General features: G+C 63.4%; 19 protein-coding genes. 7 read left to right on the plus strand and 12 right to left on the minus strand.

Going from position 1 to position 18,111, the window contains the following annotated elements:
• The first annotated feature begins 438 nt into the window (after positions 1-438).
• Positions 439-1,206: an SDR family oxidoreductase gene (locus ACF8MI_RS21235; RefSeq protein ID WP_060498564.1), complete on the plus strand. Its 768-nt coding sequence runs from the start codon at positions 439-441 to the stop codon at positions 1,204-1,206.
• Between the two features lie 123 nt (positions 1,207-1,329).
• Here the strand turns inward: ACF8MI_RS21235 and ACF8MI_RS21240 are convergent, their stop codons facing one another.
• The 3 genes from ACF8MI_RS21240 to ACF8MI_RS21250 all read right to left on the minus strand — a co-directional run bounded on the left by ACF8MI_RS21240 (position 1,330) and on the right by ACF8MI_RS21250 (position 3,545).
• A complete protein-coding gene (locus ACF8MI_RS21240) occupies positions 1,330-2,427 on the minus strand; it encodes an AGE family epimerase/isomerase (RefSeq protein ID WP_060498563.1) in 1,098 nt (365 codons plus the stop codon).
• Positions 2,428-2,470: 43 nt separating this feature from the next.
• Positions 2,471-3,106 (minus strand): TetR family transcriptional regulator, encoded by a 636-nt coding sequence (locus ACF8MI_RS21245; RefSeq protein ID WP_019098907.1) that lies wholly within the window; start codon positions 3,104-3,106, stop codon positions 2,471-2,473.
• A 121-nt stretch (positions 3,107-3,227) separates the two neighbouring features.
• On the minus strand, positions 3,228-3,545 hold the full coding sequence (locus ACF8MI_RS21250; RefSeq protein ID WP_200928838.1) for a hypothetical protein: 318 nt from the start codon (positions 3,543-3,545) through the stop codon (positions 3,228-3,230).
• A gap of 341 nt (positions 3,546-3,886) precedes the next feature.
• Between ACF8MI_RS21250 and ACF8MI_RS21255 the strand changes: the two genes are divergently transcribed.
• Complete coding sequence (locus ACF8MI_RS21255; RefSeq protein WP_164525128.1) at positions 3,887-5,953, plus strand: AsmA family protein; 2,067 nt, start codon at positions 3,887-3,889, stop codon at positions 5,951-5,953.
• Positions 5,954-6,064: 111 nt separating this feature from the next.
• On the opposite strand, the gene ACF8MI_RS21260 is transcribed toward ACF8MI_RS21255, so the two are convergent.
• Both ACF8MI_RS21260 and osmE read right to left on the minus strand, forming a co-directional pair.
• On the minus strand, positions 6,065-6,595 hold the full coding sequence (locus ACF8MI_RS21260) for a bacterioferritin (protein WP_016712237.1): 531 nt from the start codon (positions 6,593-6,595) through the stop codon (positions 6,065-6,067).
• Positions 6,596-6,637: 42 nt separating this feature from the next.
• On the minus strand, positions 6,638-6,979 hold the full coding sequence (gene osmE / locus ACF8MI_RS21265; RefSeq protein ID WP_016712236.1) for an osmotically-inducible lipoprotein OsmE: 342 nt from the start codon (positions 6,977-6,979) through the stop codon (positions 6,638-6,640).
• Positions 6,980-7,102: 123 nt separating this feature from the next.
• On the opposite strand from osmE, the gene ACF8MI_RS21270 reads away from it, so the two are divergent.
• Complete coding sequence (locus ACF8MI_RS21270; RefSeq protein WP_060498561.1) at positions 7,103-7,993, plus strand: triacylglycerol lipase; 891 nt, start codon at positions 7,103-7,105, stop codon at positions 7,991-7,993.
• On the opposite strand, the gene ACF8MI_RS21275 is transcribed toward ACF8MI_RS21270, so the two are convergent.
• A complete protein-coding gene (locus ACF8MI_RS21275) occupies positions 7,990-8,781 on the minus strand; it encodes a DMT family transporter (protein ID WP_200928837.1) in 792 nt (263 codons plus the stop codon). The genes ACF8MI_RS21270 and ACF8MI_RS21275 overlap by 4 nt on opposite strands.
• A 195-nt stretch (positions 8,782-8,976) precedes the next feature.
• Between ACF8MI_RS21275 and ACF8MI_RS21280 the strand changes: the two genes are divergently transcribed.
• On the plus strand, positions 8,977-9,264 hold the full coding sequence (locus tag ACF8MI_RS21280) for a PsiF family protein (protein ID WP_060498559.1): 288 nt from the start codon (positions 8,977-8,979) through the stop codon (positions 9,262-9,264).
• A 70-nt stretch (positions 9,265-9,334) separates the two neighbouring features.
• On the plus strand, positions 9,335-10,342 hold the full coding sequence (locus ACF8MI_RS21285; protein WP_060498558.1) for an AI-2E family transporter: 1,008 nt from the start codon (positions 9,335-9,337) through the stop codon (positions 10,340-10,342).
• A gap of 133 nt (positions 10,343-10,475) precedes the next feature.
• Here ACF8MI_RS21285 and ACF8MI_RS21290 read toward each other — a convergent pair whose 3' ends face one another.
• Complete coding sequence (locus ACF8MI_RS21290; RefSeq protein ID WP_060498557.1) at positions 10,476-11,747, minus strand: Hsp70 family protein; 1,272 nt, start codon at positions 11,745-11,747, stop codon at positions 10,476-10,478.
• 164 nt (positions 11,748-11,911) lie between these two features.
• On the opposite strand from ACF8MI_RS21290, the gene cbpA reads away from it, so the two are divergent.
• A complete protein-coding gene (gene cbpA, locus ACF8MI_RS21295) occupies positions 11,912-12,868 on the plus strand; it encodes a curved DNA-binding protein (RefSeq protein ID WP_019098567.1) in 957 nt (318 codons plus the stop codon).
• A 2-nt stretch (positions 12,869-12,870) separates the two neighbouring features.
• The gene (locus ACF8MI_RS21300) at positions 12,871-13,176 is read left to right on the plus strand and encodes a chaperone modulator CbpM (protein ID WP_060498555.1); all 306 of its coding nucleotides are present in this window, start codon (positions 12,871-12,873) and stop codon (positions 13,174-13,176) included.
• Between the two features lie 130 nt (positions 13,177-13,306).
• Here ACF8MI_RS21300 and ACF8MI_RS21305 read toward each other — a convergent pair whose 3' ends face one another.
• The 5 genes from ACF8MI_RS21305 to urtB are packed head-to-tail and all read right to left on the minus strand — an operon-like array spanning position 13,307 to position 17,992.
• A complete protein-coding gene (locus tag ACF8MI_RS21305; RefSeq protein WP_060498554.1) occupies positions 13,307-13,822 on the minus strand; it encodes a GNAT family N-acetyltransferase in 516 nt (171 codons plus the stop codon).
• Between the two features lie 31 nt (positions 13,823-13,853).
• On the minus strand, positions 13,854-14,552 hold the full coding sequence (urtE, locus tag ACF8MI_RS21310; RefSeq protein WP_104833870.1) for an urea ABC transporter ATP-binding subunit UrtE: 699 nt from the start codon (positions 14,550-14,552) through the stop codon (positions 13,854-13,856).
• Between the two features lie 19 nt (positions 14,553-14,571).
• A complete protein-coding gene (gene urtD / locus ACF8MI_RS21315) occupies positions 14,572-15,429 on the minus strand; it encodes an urea ABC transporter ATP-binding protein UrtD (RefSeq protein WP_082426368.1) in 858 nt (285 codons plus the stop codon).
• Complete coding sequence (urtC, locus tag ACF8MI_RS21320; protein WP_060498552.1) at positions 15,426-16,505, minus strand: urea ABC transporter permease subunit UrtC; 1,080 nt, start codon at positions 16,503-16,505, stop codon at positions 15,426-15,428. Before urtC ends, urtD begins: the two co-directional genes overlap by 4 nt.
• Complete coding sequence (urtB, locus tag ACF8MI_RS21325) at positions 16,505-17,992, minus strand: urea ABC transporter permease subunit UrtB (protein ID WP_060498551.1); 1,488 nt, start codon at positions 17,990-17,992, stop codon at positions 16,505-16,507. The genes urtC and urtB overlap by 1 nt, the downstream gene beginning before the upstream one ends.
• Between the last annotated feature and the right edge of the window lie 119 nt (positions 17,993-18,111).

The following is an 18,111-nucleotide window of genomic DNA, read 5'->3' on the forward strand; positions in this document are numbered from 1 at the left end:
GCATCTCGCTCAAGCCCTTCAATATCAGGCTCTGTAGAGGCCTGATCATTTTTTGATCATGTCGTGCTTGTGGATGATTTTTCGCGTTTTTTCAAAGCCCTGCAAGCACTTCGATGACAGTGCATGCCTTGTGGATAAGTCTGTGAAAAAACCTTGGATAGAGCGCTGCAGGCGGCATGCTTGAAAGCCTTGCGTCATCATCGAAAAGATATCCACTGACCACGCAGCGCTGAAAGGGTTCCGCACCGTGGACAAGTTGCCCCCAATCCGTGGGGAAAGCCTTGTGGATAACATGCGCATAGCTGGCGCCGGGCCCTCTGCTGCAAGGGTTTGCCGCAGATGAACAAAAAATGAACAGCCGCCTGACTGGCTTGCTGCCCGCGCCCGGCGCGGGCATGCTGCAAAGCTGCCATGACAACCTACCGTGAGGAACAGAGCATGACGTCCACCGTATTCATCACTGGCGCCACGTCCGGTTTCGGCGAGGCCACCGCCCGCCGCTTTGCCGAGGCCGGCTGGAAACTGGTGCTCACTGGCCGTCGCAAGGAGCGCCTGGACGCCCTGTGCGCGGAACTGTCGGCCAAGACCGAAGTGCATGGCCTGGTGCTGGACGTACGTGACCGCAAGGCCATGGAACAGGCCATCGCCACCCTGCCGGCCGGCTTCGACAAGCTGCGCGGCCTGGTGAACAACGCCGGCCTGGCGCTGGGCGTGGATGCGGCGCAGAACTGCAGCCTGGACGACTGGGAAACCATGGTCGACACCAACATCAAGGGCCTGATGTACACCACCCGGCTGCTGCTGCCACGCCTGATCGCCCACGGCCGTGGGGCGTCGATCCTCAACGTGGGGTCGGTGGCGGGCAACTACCCGTACCCGGGCAGCAACGTGTACGGCGGCACCAAGGCTTTCGTTGGCCAGTTCTCGCTGAGCCTGCGCTGCGACCTGCGCGGGACTGGCGTGCGGGTGAGCAACATCGAGCCGGGCCTGTGCGAGAGCGAGTTCTCGCTGGTGCGCTTCGGGGGGGACCAGGCCAAGTACGACGCGACCTACGCGGGTGCCGAGCCGATCCAGCCGCAGGACATTGCCGAGACCATCTTCTGGATCCTCAACCAGCCGGCTCACATCAACATCAATAGCCTGGAGCTGATGCCGGTGAGCCAGGATTGGGCAGGGTTCTCCATCGACCGGTCGGTCAAAGGTTAATGTCAGTCGGTTAAACGACTGGGGCCGGGTTGCGGGCCATCGCCTGCAAGCCAGCTCCCACAGGATTGTGCAATCCTCAGGAGCTGCGCTGTACCTGTGGGAGCTGGCTTGCCGGCGATGGCGTCAGCCCAGGCGCTGCAACCCTTCCAGGCAGGTCGCCAAGTGGTAGGGCGTAGTCGAAGGCATATCATGCCGGCTGACATTACCTTCCCCATCCCGGCATTCATACCAGCCCGCTTCCCGCAGGAACCGCGCTTCCAGCGCCTGCATCTGGCTGGCCAATTTCGCCTCACCCGCCTCACGTAGCACCAGCGCCCGCAGGTACTCCGCCTGCGCCCAGATCCGCTGGGTGGCGTCGATCACCTTGCCATCCACATCCAGCATTGCCAGCACTGCCGCATCTTTCACCCCGTACTGCTCGGCAAAGCCGAATGCCCGGTCGAGGGACGCATGCAGTGGCGTGTCACACAGCAGCGGTGAGGTATGCAGCAGGTAGAACCACTCGAACTGGTGCCCCGGCTCAAACCAGTTATCCACAGCCCCGCGTGGCTTTTCCAGCATCAAGCCGTGGGCCGGTTCGATGAAGTGTGTTTGCAGTGCTTCGCACAATTGCAGCAGCGACTGTTGGGTATGTTCATCATCACGCACCGCCAGCACTTGCAGGAACGCTTCGGCCAGGTGCATCTGCGGGTTCTGCAGCGGGCCGCTGCCCAGGTCGGCCCAGTCTTCGCCCAGGCTGGCTTCGTACAGGCCGTCGTCACGGGCGAACTGCTGGTCGATAATATCCAGCGCAGCGTTCAAGGTGGACTCGACCAGGCTTTCGCGCACCTTGCCCCAATAGTGCGCGCAGGCAAAGACGATGAAGGCGTGGGTATACAGGTCCTTTCGCCGATCCAGCGGCTTGCCCTGGGCGTCGATGCTGTAGAACCAGCCACCGTGCTCGGCGTCGTGGAAATGCTTTTGCAGCGAGCGGAACAAGGCGGCCGCGCGTTCGGCTGCGCCGGGTTGCCCGATGCGGCTGCTGAACAGGTACAGCTGGCGTGCGCAGGCCATCGCCCGGTAGCGCTGCACCGGCAAGGGCTGGTGCTGGGCATCCAGGGCTTCGTAGGGCAGGGCCATGTCGGCATTCCAGCCCGGGCCTTGCCACAGCGGCACGATGCGTTCGGCGAAGTGCTGGTTGAAGCGGGCCAGTTCGGGCAGGGTGAGGCGGGGGTTGGACATTTCGGCGCTCGTCGCTGTCGGGCAGGGCGCCATGGTAGCAGAACTAGGGTTGTGGGTTGCCCAGCCCTTGCCAATGCCGCGCCCCGACAAAGATGAAGCGCAGTTGCTGGGTGATCTTTTCCTGCGGCGTCAGTGCCTGTGGATAACCCGGTTCCGGGCTGTCGATAAGCTCTGGTAGGGTGGCGAACACGGTTTTCACCACCAGGTCGGCCATCACCGCCAGCGCGGCGCTGTCCAGGTGCTGCCAGCGCTTCATGCGCGCAAGGTCGGTGGCCAGGTCGTCGCTGATGTCCTGGCGCAGGCGGGCAATGGCCTGGCGCACGGCTTGTGAACCACCGTACTGCTCGCGGGCCAGGAACAGGAACTGCGCGCGGTGGGCGGCCACCACATCGAGGAAGATGCGCACCGAGGCGTCGGTGATGCCGCCCAGTTCGAATTCGTTTTGCCGTACCAGGCGGATGGTCTGACGGAAGGTTGTGTCGATTTCGGCCACCAGGGCCAGGCCCAAGGCGTCCATGTCGGAAAAATGCCGGTAGAACCCGGTGGGCACGATGCCTGCCGTCTTTGCCACTTCACGCAGGCTGATACTGCCGAACCCCCGGCCGCTCTCCATCAGCAGGCAGGCGGCATCGAGCAGGGCCTGGCGGGTCTGTAGCTTCTGTTCGGCGCGCGGCAGCATGGTGCGGGCTTCTGTGACGGTAAGGCTGGGCACTCTAGTTAAAAAAACAAAGCCCGGTCAATGACCGGGCCTGGAGGGGAGCAAGCGTTGTGACATGAGTTGTTCTTTTCGACCATGGCGATCAGCTCACACGGCTGAGTTCAACCAGACGATCCGAACCACCTTCAGCTACGCGGCCACTGCGTTCGATCAGGCGATCAGAGCCACCTTCGGCGACACGGCCACTGCGTTCGATCAGGCGGTCAGAACCCCCTTCGGCGACACGGCCACTGCGTTCGATCAGGCGGTCAGAACCACCTTCGGCTACGGTTTTCAGCGGTTGGGCGATTTCGGCAGCGCTGGAGCGCGACTCAGCGGTCAGGTGTTGTTCGGCGGCGGGCAGGGCAAAAGCGTTGGCAGCCAGGATGGACAGGGTCAGGGTCAGCAGATGGCGTTTCATGATGTCGGTGCTCCTCTCGGGGGCTGGAAAGTGGGTACGAAGCCAATGCTACGCCGCGTAACGCCAGAGAGAAGTTCATACGGGTAATGGTAACAATCGACCGCATTGATAGAGGTTTGAAAAGGCTCTATCCCGTACATTTCAGGGATGGGTAGGGCGAATTTCCCCTGCTGCGGGCGGGTAACAGGTAGGGCCTGGCGCGACAAATTGCTGAGCAAAAGGCCAGGAAAAACTTCGCTATCATGGCGCCATCGATAAAACCCTGCGGGTTTTCATCAGTCCCAGATACTAAGTGCCACCGCTGCGCCCGTTTTGTGCCATGCCGCAAGGAGAACCCCGCAATGACGCGTCCCGCCAGAATTCTCGTCTGGACTCTCACCAGCCTGCTGACACTGCTGGCGATCCTGGTGGTTGTGATTGCCACCTTTGACTGGAACCGCGTCAAGCCGCTGCTGAATGAGAAGGTTTCCGAGGCCCTGCACCGGCCTTTTGCGATCAATGGCAACCTTGACGTGCAGTGGCATACCGACCCCGAGGAAGGTGGCTGGCGTGCCTGGGTGCCATGGCCGCACTTCATCGCCGAAGACCTGACGTTGGGCAACCCCGACTGGCTCAAGGAGCCGAAGATGGTCGGCCTGGAGCGTGTCGAGTTCCGCCTGGCGCCGTTGCCGTTGCTGTTCCAGCAGATCAGCATCCCGCGCATCAACCTCACCAAACCTACGGCCAGCCTCACCCGCCTGGCCGATGGCCGGGCCAACTGGGCCTTTGACCTCGGGCCAAAGGACGAAAACGCAGAACCTTCAAAATGGCAGCTGGACATCGGCGCCATCGGTTTCGACCAGGGCAATGTCAGCTTCGACGACCAGACCCTGCACACCAGCATGAAGGTGCAGATCGACCCGCTGGGCAAGCCGATCCCGTTCAGCGAAATCGTCGGCAAGGCCAGCGCCGAGAAAGCCGGTGGTGCCCAGGACTACGCCTTCGGGCTAAAGGCCCAGGGCCGCTACAAGGGCCAGCCGGTGTCCGGCACTGGCAAAATCGGCGGCCTGTTGGCCTTGCAGGACGCCAGCCAGCCGTTCCCGCTGCAGGCCGACGTGCGGATTGCCGATACCCATGTGGTGCTCGCCGGTACCCTGACCGATCCACGCAACCTCGGTGCCCTCGACCTGCGCCTGCGCTTGTCCGGCGCCAGCCTGGGTAACCTCTATCCATTGACCGGCGTGACCCTGCCAGACACCCCGGCCTACTCCACTGACGGCCGCCTCAACGCCAACCTCCACGCGGCGCAAGGGGCGACATTCAACTACCGGGGCTTCAACGGCAAGATCGGTGACAGTGATATCCACGGTGACCTGGCCTTCGTCGCCAGCCAGCCACGGCCCAAGCTGTCGGGCAACCTGGTTTCGAACCAGTTGCTGTTCAAGGACCTGGCACCGCTGATCGGTGCAGACTCCAACGCCGAACAGAAGGCCCGTGGCGGTGCCAGCAAACAGCCGACCGGCAAGGTGCTGCCGGTGGAAGAGTTCCGCACCGAGCGCTGGCGCGCCATGGACGCGGATGTCACCTTTGCGGGCAAGCGCATCGTGCACAGCGCGCAACTGCCGTTCAATGACTTGTCGGCCCACGTGATTCTGGAGGACGGCCTGCTGCGCCTGGAGCCCCTGCGGTTTGGCGTGGCGGGCGGCAACCTGGCCTCAAAGATCCGCCTGGACGGGCGCAACGTGCCATTGCAGGGACATGCCCAGCTGACTGCACGTGGTTTCAAGCTCAAGCAACTGTTCCCTTCCTTTGCACCGATGCAGACCAGCTTTGGCGAGCTGAACGGTGATGCTGACATCCGCGGCCGTGGCAACTCGGTAGCGGCTTTGCTGGGCACGGCCAATGGTGACCTGCGCATGCTGATCAACGATGGCGCCATCAGTCGCAGCCTGATGGAGATTGCCGGTTTGAATGTGGGCAACTACGTGGTCGGCAAACTGTTTGGTGACGAGGATGTGAAAATCAATTGTGCGGCGGCGGATGTGGGGATTAAAGATGGCCTGGCCACAACGCGCCTGTTCATCTTCGATACCGAGAACGCCATTATCTACATCAACGGTACGGCCAATTTCGCCAGCGAGCAGCTGGACTTGAAAATCACACCAGAATCGAAAGGGCTGCGGCTGTTCTCGCTGCGCTCGCCGCTGTATGTGCGCGGGCCGTTTGCCAAGCCCAGCGCAGGTGTACAGGCGCTGCCGTTGGCGCTACGCGGTGCGGGAATGGTGGCGCTCGGTGTCGTGGCCGGCCCGGCGGCGGGGTTGCTGGCGCTGATTGCGCCTAGCAGCGGGGATGATCCTAACCAGTGCACGCCGTTGTTGCAGCAAATGAAGGCGGGCAAGGCGCCGGCGGCGGTGAAAGGGCGGAAATAGCAGGGGGCCGCTGTGCGGCCTATCGCGACACAAGGCCGCTCCTACAGGGGAATGCGATCCCTTGTAGGAGCGGCCTTGTGTCGCGATGGGCTGCAAAGCAGCCCCTTGCGATTACAGCCCCTGTAACAGATCGGACATGTCGTCCGCGTGCTCTTCTTCCTGCGCCAGGATGTCCTCGAAGATGCGCCGCGTAGTCGGGTCTTTGTCGCCGATGTACTGAATGATCTCGCGGTAGCTATCAATGGCAATCCGCTCGGCCACCAGATCCTCCAGCACCATCTCCTTCAACGAATTACCCGCCACATATTGGGCATGGGAATTCTTGCTCAGGTTATCCGGGTTGAAATCCGGCTCCCCGCCCAGCTGCACGATGCGCTCCGCCAGTTTGTCGGCATGCTCGGCTTCCTGGTTGGCATGCTCCAGAAACTCGCTGGCCGCCACACTGGCCTTGATGCCGCTGGCCATGAAGTAGTGGCGCTTGTAGCGCAGCACGCAGACCAGTTCGGTGGCCAGTGACTCGTTCAGCAGGCGCAGGATCTCCGTGCGGTCGGCGTTGTAGCCTTCGGTCACCGCGCCTTGCTCGACATGCTGGCGGGCACGCTCGCGCAGGGTTTGCACATCGGTCAGTTCAACGTTGCTCATGGTTATCTCCAGACGGGTCAGGACGGTAGATGAGGGGGGGACTCAGGCGCCATGCAAGGCGTCGCTGTCCTCTTGGCGTTGTTTGCAGGTTTTGAAACCCTTGGCGTCGACATGGCCGGTGGCGTCGAAGCGCACGTAGTAGGGCTGCTGCTTGCCGTCGCGGTTGAGGATGTAGTCGTTGCAGGTGCCCCCGTGCGGCAGGTCGATCACGTTCGACGGGCTGCCGCCGATGGCGATGACCTTCTGCATGGTCATGCCGTGTTCCACTTGCTTGACCAGCGGCTCGTCGCGGTAGGTGACGTAGTCCACCGGGTTTTCCGGGCGGCTGCCGCAGGCGGCCAGGGTGGCGCTTGCCAGAAGAATTGCCAGGGTCTGCTTGTACATGGTCCCGCTCCGTGCAAAGGGTCTGTATGGTTTGGAACCACAGCGCGCGCCCGGAGTTCGATTGCGATGGTCATGATGGCCGCTGTAGTGTGGGCCGGTCGTCCACGGAAAGGGGCTGGGGCAATGCAGCAGGAATTGGCCACGCGATACCCGTTGGTGCTGGTGCCGGGCATGCTCGGGTTTGTCCGGTTGGTGCTCTACCCGTACTGGTTCGGCATCGTGCCGGCCCTGCGCAAGGGTGGGGCACGGGTGTTTCCGGTGCAGGTTTCGCCGCTGCACTCAAGTGAAGTGCGTGGCGATCAGTTGCTGGCGATCATCGAAGACATTTGCCAGCGCACCGGCGCCGCCAAGGTCAACCTCATCGGCCATAGCCAGGGTGCGCTGAGTGCGCGCTACGCTGCGGCCAAGCGGCCGGATCGGGTGGCTTCGGTCACCTCGGTGGCTGGCCCCAACCATGGTTCCGAGCTGGCTGACCACCTGGAACGCACGGCACCGGGCGATTCCCCTCAGGGTCGTATTCTCAAGGCCGTATTGCATGGTTTTGCCGTGTTGCTGGTGTGGCTGGAAACCGGCTGGCGCCGCGACCCGCTGCCGGTGGATGTGCATGCCTCGCACCAGTCGCTGACCAGCGCCGGGGTGGCGCTGTTCAACCAGGTTTATCCACAGGGCCTGCCGCAGACCTGGGGTGGGGAAGGGGCGTATGAAGTCGATGGTGTTCGCTATTACTCTTGGTCCGGCACCTTGCAGCCCGGCCTGACCGACCAGGGGCGCAACCGCTTAGACGGCAGCAACCGATTCTGCCGCCTGTTCGCGCGCAGTTTCGTCAAGGAAAAGGGCCAATGTGACGGCATGGTCGGGCGTTTCAGTTCGCACCTGGGCCAGGTGATTGGCGACGACTACCCGTTGGACCATCTGGATATCGTCAACCAGTCGCTCGGCGCCGTGGGCAAAGGTGCAGAGCCGGTGCGGCTGTTCACTGAACATGCCGCCCGGCTCAAGGCTGCAGGCCTTTAGCGGCGAATGGGCGTGGTCCATCGCTCGGCCAGCACCACCCCGGCCAAGGTCAGCAAGCCGCCGACCAGGTGATAGCGGGCCAGTTGTTCGTCAAGCACCACGGCGGCGATTACTGCGGTGACAACCGGCAGCAGGTTGAAGAACAGCGTGGTGCGACTTGGCCCCAGACGATGCACCGCTTGCATCCACACCAGCGGCGCGATCATCGAGGCCAGCACGCAGGCGTACAGCACCAGGCCGATGTTGTGTCTGTTCAGGCCGGTCTTGTCCGACAGCAGGAACAACGGCAGCAGCACGACGATGGCCACCAGCACCTGCAGGTACAGCAACTGCAGGGGCGGCAGGCGTAGCTGCCATTTCTTCAGCAGGAAGCTGTACAGCGCGTAAGCCAGGGTGGCCACCAGCATCAGCAGGTCACCGCTGTTCAGGCCGTGCGCCAGCAGGCTGGCAGGATGGCCGGCGCTGACCACTTCCAGTACGCCAAAGAACGACACCGCTGCGCCCAGCAGGGCACCGTAGCTCAGGCGCTGGCCCAGCCAGGCGATGGAAAGTGCCAGTGACATCAGCGGCATCAGCGAGAGGATGATGCCCATGTTGGTGGCGCTGGTAATGCCGGCGGCGAAATAGGCCAGGCTCTGGTACATCGCCATGCCCAGCACCCCCAGCGCGAACACCTTGCCCAGGTGCGGGCGGATCGCCGCGCGGTTGCGCCACACGGCGGACATCTTGGTGACCACGGTGTTGCCGGCCCAGATGAGGATGGCGGTGAGGGGGAACAGGTAGTTCATGGAACAGGTATTCGGAAAAGCAGATTTTGGAGGCGTTCGCCTTCGATAGCGGCGGCGCCTTTGAGATAGAGCGCCGCCCGCGCGGCGCTCGATCTTTGCACCACTTTGCACCACCTAAAAACTCAAGTCAGGCATCTCTTGGCTACACTCAGCTCGACCCCCGTGCATCGGGCGCGGAGCGAAGGAGACCACTCCATGAAAGTACTGCACATTCCATTACTGGTGCTGGCCGTGCTGTTCAGCGCCCAAGGCTTCGCGGCCAACACCGCGCAGCAGGAAAAGATGAAAACCTGCAACGCCGACGCCACCGCCAAGGCCCTCAAGGGCGATGATCGCAAAGCTTTCATGAGCACCTGCCTGAAAAAGGACGTGCCGCAAACCCAGCAAGAGAAGATGAAAACCTGCAACGCCGACGCCACCACCAAGGCCCTGAAGGGTGACGAACGCAAAGCCTTCATGAGCGACTGCCTGAAGAAGAAATGACCTGCGCCTATGCCTGCAGGCGCAAGGCTGGCAGACTGCGGGCATTCCCGCTGTCTGCCGTCGAGGCTGTATGACCTTTACCCCCCGTCAGATCACCCTGGCCAGCCTGATCATCGTCATGGCCGGGCTGCTGCTGGCCTTGCCCCTGAAGTTGCTGCCCAGCCTGCTTGCCGGCCTGCTGGTGTTCGAGCTGGTCAACATGCTCACCCCGCGCCTGCAACCGCTGCTGGCCGGCCAACGCGCCCGCTGGCTGGCCGTGGCGCTACTCGGTACGCTGGTGGTCAGTACCCTGACGCTGCTGATTGCCGGTGCCTTCAGCTTCTTGCTGCACGAGGCAGAAAACCCCGGCGCCTCGCTGGACAAGTTCATGGCCCTGGTCGAGCGCGCCCGTGGGCAACTGCCGCCCTTCATCGAGGGCTACCTGCCCGCCAGCGCCGCCGAGTTCAAGGTGGCCATCGGTGACTGGATCAAGAGCCACCTGAGCGATCTGCAACTGGTGGGCAAGGGCATGGCGCACATGTTCGTGACACTGCTGATCGGCATGATCCTCGGTGCCATCATCGCGTTGCAGCGCATCCCTGATGTTTCGCGGCGCAAGCCCCTGGCGGCGGCGCTGTTCGAGCGCCTCAATCTCCTGGTGAAGGCGTTTCGCAACATCGTCTTCGCGCAGATCAAGATCTCGCTGCTCAACACGGTTTTCACCGGCATCTTCCTGGCGGTGGTGATGCCGCTGTTCGGCGTGCACCTGCCGCTGACCAAGACGCTGATCGTGCTGACCTTCCTGCTGGGCTTGCTGCCGGTGATCGGCAACTTGATGTCTAACACCCTGATCACCATTGTGGGCTTGTCGCTGTCGATCTGGGTGGCGGCGGCGGCGCTGGGCTACCTGATTGTCATCCACAAGGTCGAGTACTTCCTCAACGCGCGGATCGTGGGGGGGCAGATCAGTGCCAAGGCGTGGGAGTTGTTGCTGGCGATGCTGGTGTTCGAGGCGGCATTCGGGTTGCCTGGGGTGGTGGCGGGACCGATCTACTACGCCTACCTGAAGAGTGAGCTGAAGCGGGCCGAGCTGGTCTGATTCTTCACTGACCTGTGCCGGCCCTTTCGCGGGCAAGCCCGCTCCACAGGTACAGCACAGGTCTCAGGTACTGTGCGGTCCCTGTGGGAGCGGGCTTGCCCGCGAAGAGGCCGGTACATGCCATAGAGATGTATCAGGCTGCGCCGTACCGCTTGCGCGCCTCGATGGCCAGCCCACTACCAATGCTGCCAAAGATATTGCCTTCCACATGCCGAGCATTCGGCAGCATCGCCGCAACGCTGTTGCGCAGCGCTGGAATACCGCTGGAACCGCCAGTGAAGAACACCGTGTCCACCTGGCCTTCGCTCACGCCAGCCTTGGCCAGCAGCTCGGTCACGCTACCCCGCACTCGCTCCAGCAGCCCTTCGATCGCTTCTTCGAACAGCACACGGGTCAACTCTGCCGTCAGCTCAGGCTCGACACGGCGAAGGTCGATGTGGCGGCTTTCACTGTTGGTCAGCTCGATCTTGCTGGCCTCGACTTCCATCGCCAACCAGTGCCCTGCGCGCTGTTCGATCAGCTTGAACAGGCGGTCGATGCCAAAACTGTCTTCGATGTCATAGCGCATGCTGCCCAGCGCCAGCTGCGACTTCTGCGAGTACAGGGCGTTGATGGTGTGCCAGGTGGCCAGGTTGAGGTGGTAGCTGGTGGGCATCAGCGCGCCGCTCTTCATGCGGCTGCCGTAGCCGAACAGCGGCATCACGCCCTGCAGGCTCAGCTGCTTGTCGAAGTCGGTACCGCCAATGTGCACACCGCCGGTGGCGAGGATGTCGCTCTGGCGCTCGGCGACCAGGTGGCGCTCGGGCGACAGACGGATCAGGGTGAAGTCGGACGTACCACCGCCGATGTCGACGATCAGCACCAGTTCTTCGCGGCTGATGCTCGACTCATAGTCGAAGGCTGCGGCAATCGGCTCGTACTGGAACGACACATCCTTGAAACCGATCTTGCGCGCTACGTCGGCCAGGGTGTCTTCGGCTTCCTGGTCGGCAGCCGGGTCTTCGTCGACGAAGAACACCGGGCGGCCCAGCACCACCTGGTCGAATTCGCGGCCAGCGGCAGCTTCGGCGCGCTTTTTCAGCTCGCCGATGAACATGCCCAGCAGGTCCTTGAACGGCAGGGCGCTGCCCAGCACGCTGGTGTCGTGCTTGATCAACTTGGAGCCCAGCAGGCTCTTCAGCGAGCGCATCAGGCGGCCTTCGTAGCCTTCCAGGTACTCGTGCAGTGCCAGGCGGCCATACACCGGGCGACGTTCCTCGATGTTGAAGAACACCACCGAGGGCAAGGTGATCTTGCCGTCTTCCAGGGCGATCAGCGATTCCACGCCAGGGCGATGCCAGCCGACCGTGGAGTTGGAGGTGCCAAAGTCGATGCCCAGGGCGCGGGCCGGGGATACGTCAGACATGGGGAATGAGCTTCCGGAGGCAAAACGGCCGCGCAGTGTATGCCAGTTGGCTACAGAATCAAGACCAGTCGTCTGCCATGGGGCAAACCCAAAGCGGCCTTGAAAGGCTATGCTTGACCCCTATCTTCAGTGGCAACACGCACATTTATATTGGTGATCCATAAATGGACTTCAAAGACTATTACAAGATACTTGGCGTAGAGCCCACGGCGGACGACAAGGCGATCAAGGCCGCGTACCGCAAGCTGGCCCGTAAGTATCACCCCGATGTCAGCAAGGAGCGCGACGCCGAGGACAAATTCAAAGAGGCCAACGAGGCCTACGAAGTGCTGGGCGACGCGCAGAAACGTGCCGAGTTCGACGAAATCCGCAAGTACGGCGGCCAGCATGGCCGGCCGTTCCAGGCACCACCGGGCTGGGAAAGCCGTGGCGGTGGCGGCGGCTTCGAGGGCGGCGACTTCTCCGACTTCTTCAGCTCGATCTTCGGTGGGCGAGGGGGTGGCAACCCTTTCGGCGGCGCCCGTCAGCAACAACGCAGTGCCGGCAGGCGAGGGCAGGACGTGGAGCTTGAACTGGCGGTGTTTCTTGAAGAGACCCTGAGCAAGGAGTCCAAGCAGATCAGCTTCCAGGTGCCGCAAACCAATGCCATGGGCCAGCGCACCGGCTTCACCACCAAGACGCTGAACGTGAAGATCCCGGCCGGGGTGACCGACGGCGAGCGTATCCGCCTTAAAGGCCAGGGCGCACCGGGCAGCGGTGGCGGGGCCAATGGCGACCTGTTCCTGACCATCCGCATGGCACCGCACCCGCTGTTTGATGTCGAAGGCCATGACCTGATCATCACTGTGCCACTGGCACCGTGGGAGGCGGCACTGGGCACCAAGGTGGCGGTGCCGACCCTGGACGGCAAGATCAACCTGACCATCCGCCCCGACAGCCAGAGCGGTCAGCGCCTGCGCGTACCGGGCAAAGGCCTGGCGAACAAGCAGGGCGAGCGCGGCAACCTTTACGCGCAGCTCAAGGTGGTCATGCCGACGACTTCTGACGAATCTACCCGTGAACTGTGGGCCAAGCTTTCCGAAAAGGCCGCGTTCAACCCGAGGGCACAATGGAGTAAGTGATCATGAGCAGCACCCTGATCGTTCAACTGGACATGCGTACCCTGTGTCAGGAAGCCGATGTCACGGCGGACTGCGTGATCGAAATCGTCGAGCACGGCATTGTCGAACCCTCCGGGCGAACGCCTGAGGACTGGTTGTTCGACGATCAGGCGCCGCTGCTGACCCGGCGTGCAGCCAAGCTGCACCAGGAGCTGGAACTGGAGTGGGAAGGGGTGGCGCTGGCGCTGGAGCTGTTGCAGGAGGTGCAGGCGCTGCGCAGCGAGAACAGCATGCTGCGCCAGCGGCTGGGCAGGTTTACCCAGATGTGAGTGTGTTTGCCTGCACCGGCCTCTTCGCGGGCAAGCCCGCTCCCACAGGTACTGCACAGGTCTCGGGGAATGTGCGATCCCTGCGGGAGCGGGCGTGCCCGCGAAGAGGCCAGTTTAGACAACATCAATCTCAGGTTGGCTCTGCACCTGGGTTCAGCACCAGCTGCATGAAGGTCAAATCCAGCCACCGGCCAAACTTCACCCCCACCTGTGGCATCTGCCCGGTCACCACAAACCCCAGCCGCTCATGCAGGCGCACCGAGGCCGCATTGCCACTTTCGATGGCTGCGACCATCACATGCTTGCCGCAACCGCGTGCCCGCTCGACCAACGCCGCCATCAACGCCGGCCCCAACCCCTTGCCACGCTGGTCACCCCGCACATACACCGAGTGCTCCACCGTCAGGCGAAACCCTTCGAACGGCCGCCAGTCGCCAAACGAGGCATACCCCAGTACCCCCGTCTCATCCACCGCCACCAAGATCGGATACCCCTGCTGCGCGCGTGCATCGAACCAGGCCTGGCGGTTGGCCAAGTCTACCGGGGTTTCGTTCCAGATCGCCGTGGTGTTGCGCACGGCGTCGTTGTAGATGCTGAGGATGCCTGGCACGTCGGCAGGCAGGGCATCGCGTAATTCGTAACTCATGACAGCGTCTCGCAGGGTCGTTGCTTGCAGATTAAATGGTTACCAGCCCACGCACACCTTCGGCCTGCATGTTTTCGCCACGGCCGCGCTGGACGATCTCACCGCGGGCCATGACCAGGTACTGGTCGGCCAGTGCTTCGGCAAAGTCGTAGAACTGCTCCACCAGCAGAATCGCCATGTCACCGCGCTCGGCCAGGCGGCGGATGACTGCGCCGATTTCCTTGATGACCGAGGGCTGGATGCCTTCGGTCGGCTCGTCGAGGATCAGTAGGCGCGGGCGGCTGGCCAGGGCGCGGCCGATGGCCAGTTGTTGTTGCTGGCCGCCCGACAGGTCACCGCCACGGCGTTGCTTCATCTGCTCCAGTACCGGGAACAGCTCGTAGATGAACGTGGGGACTTCGCGGGCTTCACGGGCCGGGAAGCGGGACAGGCCCATCAGCAGGTTTTCCTCGACGGTGAGGCGCGGGAAGATCTCGCGGCCCTGGGGTACATAGGCGATACCGGCATGTACTCGTTGCTGGGGCTTGAGGCGGGTGATGGGTTTGCCTTCCCATTCGATGCTGCCATCGCGGGCGGGTACCAGGCCCATCAGGCAGCGCAGCAGGGTGGTCTTGCCCACACCATTGCGGCCCAGCAGGCAGGTGACTTCGCCGACCTTGGCTTCGAAGGACAGGCCCCGGAGAATGTGGCTGCCGCCGTAGTACTGGTGCAGCGTATCGATTTTCAGCATGTCATGTCCTTGGAATAGATCATCGGCCGAGGTACACCTCAACCACCCGCTCATCCGCCTGCACCTGCTCCAGCGACCCTTCTGCCAGCACACTGCCCTGGTGCAGCACGGTCACATGGTCGGCAATGCTCCCCACAAACCCCATGTCATGCTCCACCACCATCAGCGAGTGCTTGCCGGCCAGGCTTTTGAACAGCTCGGCGGTGAACTCGGTTTCGGCATCGGTCATGCCGGCCACCGGTTCGTCCAGCAGTAGCAATTGCGGCTCTTGCACCAGCAACATGCCAATCTCCAGGAACTGCTTCTGCCCATGGGACAGCAAGCCGGCCTGGCGCTGAGCCAGGGGCAGCAGACGCAAGGTGGTCAGCACCTCTTCGATACGCTGGCGCTGCTCACCGCCCAGGCGCGCGGCCAGGCTGGCCCACACCGACTTGTCGGTCTTCAGCGCCAGTTCCAGGTTTTCGAATACCGTAAGCGCCTCGAATACCGTGGGCTTCTGGAACTTGCGGCCAATGCCGGCCTGGGCGATCTGGTATTCGCTCATGCGGGTCAGGTCGAGGGTATCGCCAAAATAGGCGCTGCCGGTGTCGGGGCGGGTCTTGCCGGTGATCACGTCCATCATCGTGGTCTTGCCGGCGCCGTTGGGGCCGATGATGCAACGCAGTTCGCCCACGCCGATGTACAGGTTCAGCGCGTTGAGTGCCTTGAAGCCATCGAAGCTGACGCTGATGTCCTCCAGGCTCAGCACCGTGCCGTGGCGGGTATCCAGGCCGGCCTTGCGGCTCTGGCCCAGGCCGATGGCCTCACGCCCGGCGCCGAGGGTGTCGAACACGGGTTCCAGCATGAATTCCGGGTGGACCGGGGGTACGCCTCTCATGGCTGGCTCCTTTTCTTCAGCAGGCCGACCACGCCCTTGGGCAGGTACAGGGTGACAAGGATGAACAGTGCGCCAAGGAAGAACAGCCAGAACTCCGGGAAGGCCACGGTGAACCAGCTTTTCATGCCATTGACTAGGCCGGCACCGAACAACGGGCCGATCAGCGTGCCGCGCCCGCCCAGGGCCACCCACACGGCGGCTTCGATGGAGTTGGTCGGCGACATCTCGCTGGGGTTGATGATGCCCACCTGTGGCACGTACAGCGCACCCGCCAGGCCGCACAGTACAGCGCTCAGCACCCACACCAGCAGCTTGAAGCCACGCGGGTCGTAGCCGCAGAACATGAGGCGGTTTTCGGCATCGCGCACGGCGGTGAGCAGGCGGCCGAATTTGCTGCGGGTCAGGCGCCAGCACAGGTACAGGCTGGCCAGCAGCAACCCGACGGTGAGCAGGAACAGCACCGCGCGGGTGCCTTGCGCGGTAATGTCGAAACCGAGAATGGTGCGGAAGTTGGTGAAGCCGTTGTTGCCGCCAAAGCCGGTTTCGTTGCGGAAGAACAGCAGCATGCCGGCGAACGTCAGGGCCTGGGTCATGATTGAGAAGTACACGCCCTTGATCCGCGAGCGGAAGGCAAACCAGCCGAACACCAGCGCCAGCAGCCCCGGCGCCAGCACCACCAGGCACAGGGCCCAGGCGAAATGCTGGGTACCGGCCCAGTACCACGGCAGCTCGGTCCACGACAGAAAGGTCATGAACCCCGGCAGGCCGTCACCGGCCGCCTGGCGCATCAGGTACATGCCCATGGCGTAGCCGCCCAGGGCGAAGAACAGGCCGTGGCCCAGCGACAGCAAGCCGGCGTAGCCCCAGACCAGGTCCAGGGCCAGGGCGACGATGGCGTAGCAGAGGATCTTGCCGACCAGGGTCAGGGTGTAGGCCGACACTTGCAGGGCATGGTCTGCCGGCAGCAGTGACAACAGCGGCAGGGCGACCAGCAGTAGGACGACGAGGGCGCCGATGGCCAGCGTCAGGCGCGGGCCGGCCTTTTGCGTAGCGGTGACAAGCAGTGGCTGGTTCATCAGTCGATTACCCGTCCCTTGAGGGCGAACAGGCCTTGCGGGCGCTTCTGGATGAACAGAATGATCAACGCAAGGATGAGGATCTTGCCAAGCACTGCACCGATCTGCGGCTCCAGCAGCTTGTTGGCGATGCCAAGGCCGAAGGCGGCCCAGAGGCTGCCGGCCAGTTGGCCGACGCCGCCCAGCACCACCACCAGGAACGAGTCGATGATGTAGCTCTGGCCCAGGTCCGGGCCCACGTTGCCGACCTGGCTCAAGGCCACGCCGCCGAGCCCGGCAATGCCAGAGCCCAGGCCGAAGGCGAGCATGTCGACGCGCCCGGTGGACACGCCGCAGCAGGCGGCCATGTTGCGGTTCTGGGTGACAGCGCGCACGTTCAGGCCCAACCGTGTGCGGTTGAGCAGCAGCCAGGTGAGCAGCACCACGGCCAGGGCAAAGCCGATGATGACCAGGCGGTTGTACGGCAGCACCAGGTTGGGCAGCAGCTGGATGCCCCCCGACAGCCAGGCCGGGTTGCTCACCTCGACGTTCTGCGCGCCGAACAGCAGGCGGATGGCCTGGATCAGGATCAAGCTGATGCCCCACGTAGCCAGCAGGGTTTCCAGCGGGCGGCCGTAGAGGTGGCGAATGACCGTGCGCTCCAGCGCCATGCCCACCCCGGCACTGATCGCGAAGGCCACCGGCAGGGCAATCAGCGGGTAGAACTCGATGGCGCCCGGGGCGTAGCGTTGCACTAGCACCTGGACCATGTAGGTGCTGTAGGCGCCCAGCATCAGCATTTCGCCGTGTGCCATGTTGATCACCCCGAGCAGGCCGAAGGTGATGGCCAGGCCAAGCGCGGCCAACAGCAGGATCGAGCCCAGCGACAGGCCGCTGAAGGCCTGGCCGAGCAGCTCGCCGACCAGCAGCTTGCGCTTGACCTGGGCCAGGCTGGTTTCGGCAGCGGTGCGCACCCCTGGGTCGCTTTCTGCATCGGGCTGCAGCAGGGCTTCGAGGCGGGTGCGGGCCAGCGGGTCACCGGTTTCGCCCAGCAGGCGCACGGCGGCCAGGCGTACTGCCGGCTCGCTGGCGCCCAGTTGCAGGTTGGCCAGGGCCAGGCCGAGGGCGGCGTGCACCGCGGCGTCGGGTTCGCTGGCGAAGCGCCGGTCGAGGAAGGCCATTTGCGCGGGTTGTGCGCTTTTTTGCAGTTGCTGGGCGGCGGCCAGGCGGGTGTCGCTGTTGTCGCTGAGCAACTGGTGGCTGGCCAGGGCGTTGTCGATCAGGCCGCGCAGGCGGTTGTTCAGGCGTACTTTGCGGGTGTCGTCAGCGGCGATGCGGCCTTGGCGCAGGTTTTCGAGCAGCGGCAGGCGAGTGGCATCGGGTTGCGCCGCCCAGCCTTCGAGCAGGGTGGCCTGCTCGGCGGACTTGGCGGTGAGGAAGAATTCGCCCTCGCTGGCCTGGGTTGCCAGGGGCAATAGCAGGAGCAGGGTGAGCAGGAGTCTGAGCATGCGGGTAATCCTGGTAATCGGCGTTGGATTCTTCGCGGGCAAGCCCGCTCCCACAGGTACGGTGGACGGTTTGAAAACTGCGCGGTCCCTGTGGGAGCGGGCTTGCCCGCGAATGGGCC

This window comes from Pseudomonas sp. yb_9 (assembly GCF_043103635.1).
GTDB lineage: Bacteria > Pseudomonadota > Gammaproteobacteria > Pseudomonadales > Pseudomonadaceae > Aquipseudomonas > Aquipseudomonas monteilii.

Excerpts from the sequence above, each read along its gene's own strand:
- ACF8MI_RS21235 (WP_060498564.1), top strand. The coding sequence starts at position 439 with ATGACGTCCACCGTATTCATCACTGGCGCCACGTCCGGTTTCGGCGAG.
- ACF8MI_RS21240 (WP_060498563.1), bottom strand. The coding sequence starts at position 2,427 with ATGTCCAACCCCCGCCTCACCCTGCCCGAACTGGCCCGCTTCAACCAG.
- ACF8MI_RS21245 (WP_019098907.1), bottom strand. The coding sequence starts at position 3,106 with ATGCTGCCGCGCGCCGAACAGAAGCTACAGACCCGCCAGGCCCTGCTC.
- ACF8MI_RS21250 (WP_200928838.1), bottom strand. The coding sequence starts at position 3,545 with ATGAAACGCCATCTGCTGACCCTGACCCTGTCCATCCTGGCTGCCAAC.
- ACF8MI_RS21255 (WP_164525128.1), top strand. The coding sequence starts at position 3,887 with ATGACGCGTCCCGCCAGAATTCTCGTCTGGACTCTCACCAGCCTGCTG.
- ACF8MI_RS21260 (WP_016712237.1), bottom strand. The coding sequence starts at position 6,595 with ATGAGCAACGTTGAACTGACCGATGTGCAAACCCTGCGCGAGCGTGCC.
- osmE (WP_016712236.1), bottom strand. The coding sequence starts at position 6,979 with ATGTACAAGCAGACCCTGGCAATTCTTCTGGCAAGCGCCACCCTGGCC.
- ACF8MI_RS21270 (WP_060498561.1), top strand. The coding sequence starts at position 7,103 with ATGCAGCAGGAATTGGCCACGCGATACCCGTTGGTGCTGGTGCCGGGC.
- ACF8MI_RS21275 (WP_200928837.1), bottom strand. The coding sequence starts at position 8,781 with ATGAACTACCTGTTCCCCCTCACCGCCATCCTCATCTGGGCCGGCAAC.
- ACF8MI_RS21280 (WP_060498559.1), top strand. The coding sequence starts at position 8,977 with ATGAAAGTACTGCACATTCCATTACTGGTGCTGGCCGTGCTGTTCAGC.
- ACF8MI_RS21285 (WP_060498558.1), top strand. The coding sequence starts at position 9,335 with ATGACCTTTACCCCCCGTCAGATCACCCTGGCCAGCCTGATCATCGTC.
- ACF8MI_RS21290 (WP_060498557.1), bottom strand. The coding sequence starts at position 11,747 with ATGTCTGACGTATCCCCGGCCCGCGCCCTGGGCATCGACTTTGGCACC.
- cbpA (WP_019098567.1), top strand. The coding sequence starts at position 11,912 with ATGGACTTCAAAGACTATTACAAGATACTTGGCGTAGAGCCCACGGCG.
- ACF8MI_RS21300 (WP_060498555.1), top strand. The coding sequence starts at position 12,871 with ATGAGCAGCACCCTGATCGTTCAACTGGACATGCGTACCCTGTGTCAG.
- ACF8MI_RS21305 (WP_060498554.1), bottom strand. The coding sequence starts at position 13,822 with ATGAGTTACGAATTACGCGATGCCCTGCCTGCCGACGTGCCAGGCATC.
- urtE (WP_104833870.1), bottom strand. The coding sequence starts at position 14,552 with ATGCTGAAAATCGATACGCTGCACCAGTACTACGGCGGCAGCCACATT.
- urtD (WP_082426368.1), bottom strand. The coding sequence starts at position 15,429 with ATGAGAGGCGTACCCCCGGTCCACCCGGAATTCATGCTGGAACCCGTG.
- urtC (WP_060498552.1), bottom strand. The coding sequence starts at position 16,505 with ATGAACCAGCCACTGCTTGTCACCGCTACGCAAAAGGCCGGCCCGCGC.
- urtB (WP_060498551.1), bottom strand. The coding sequence starts at position 17,992 with ATGCTCAGACTCCTGCTCACCCTGCTCCTGCTATTGCCCCTGGCAACC.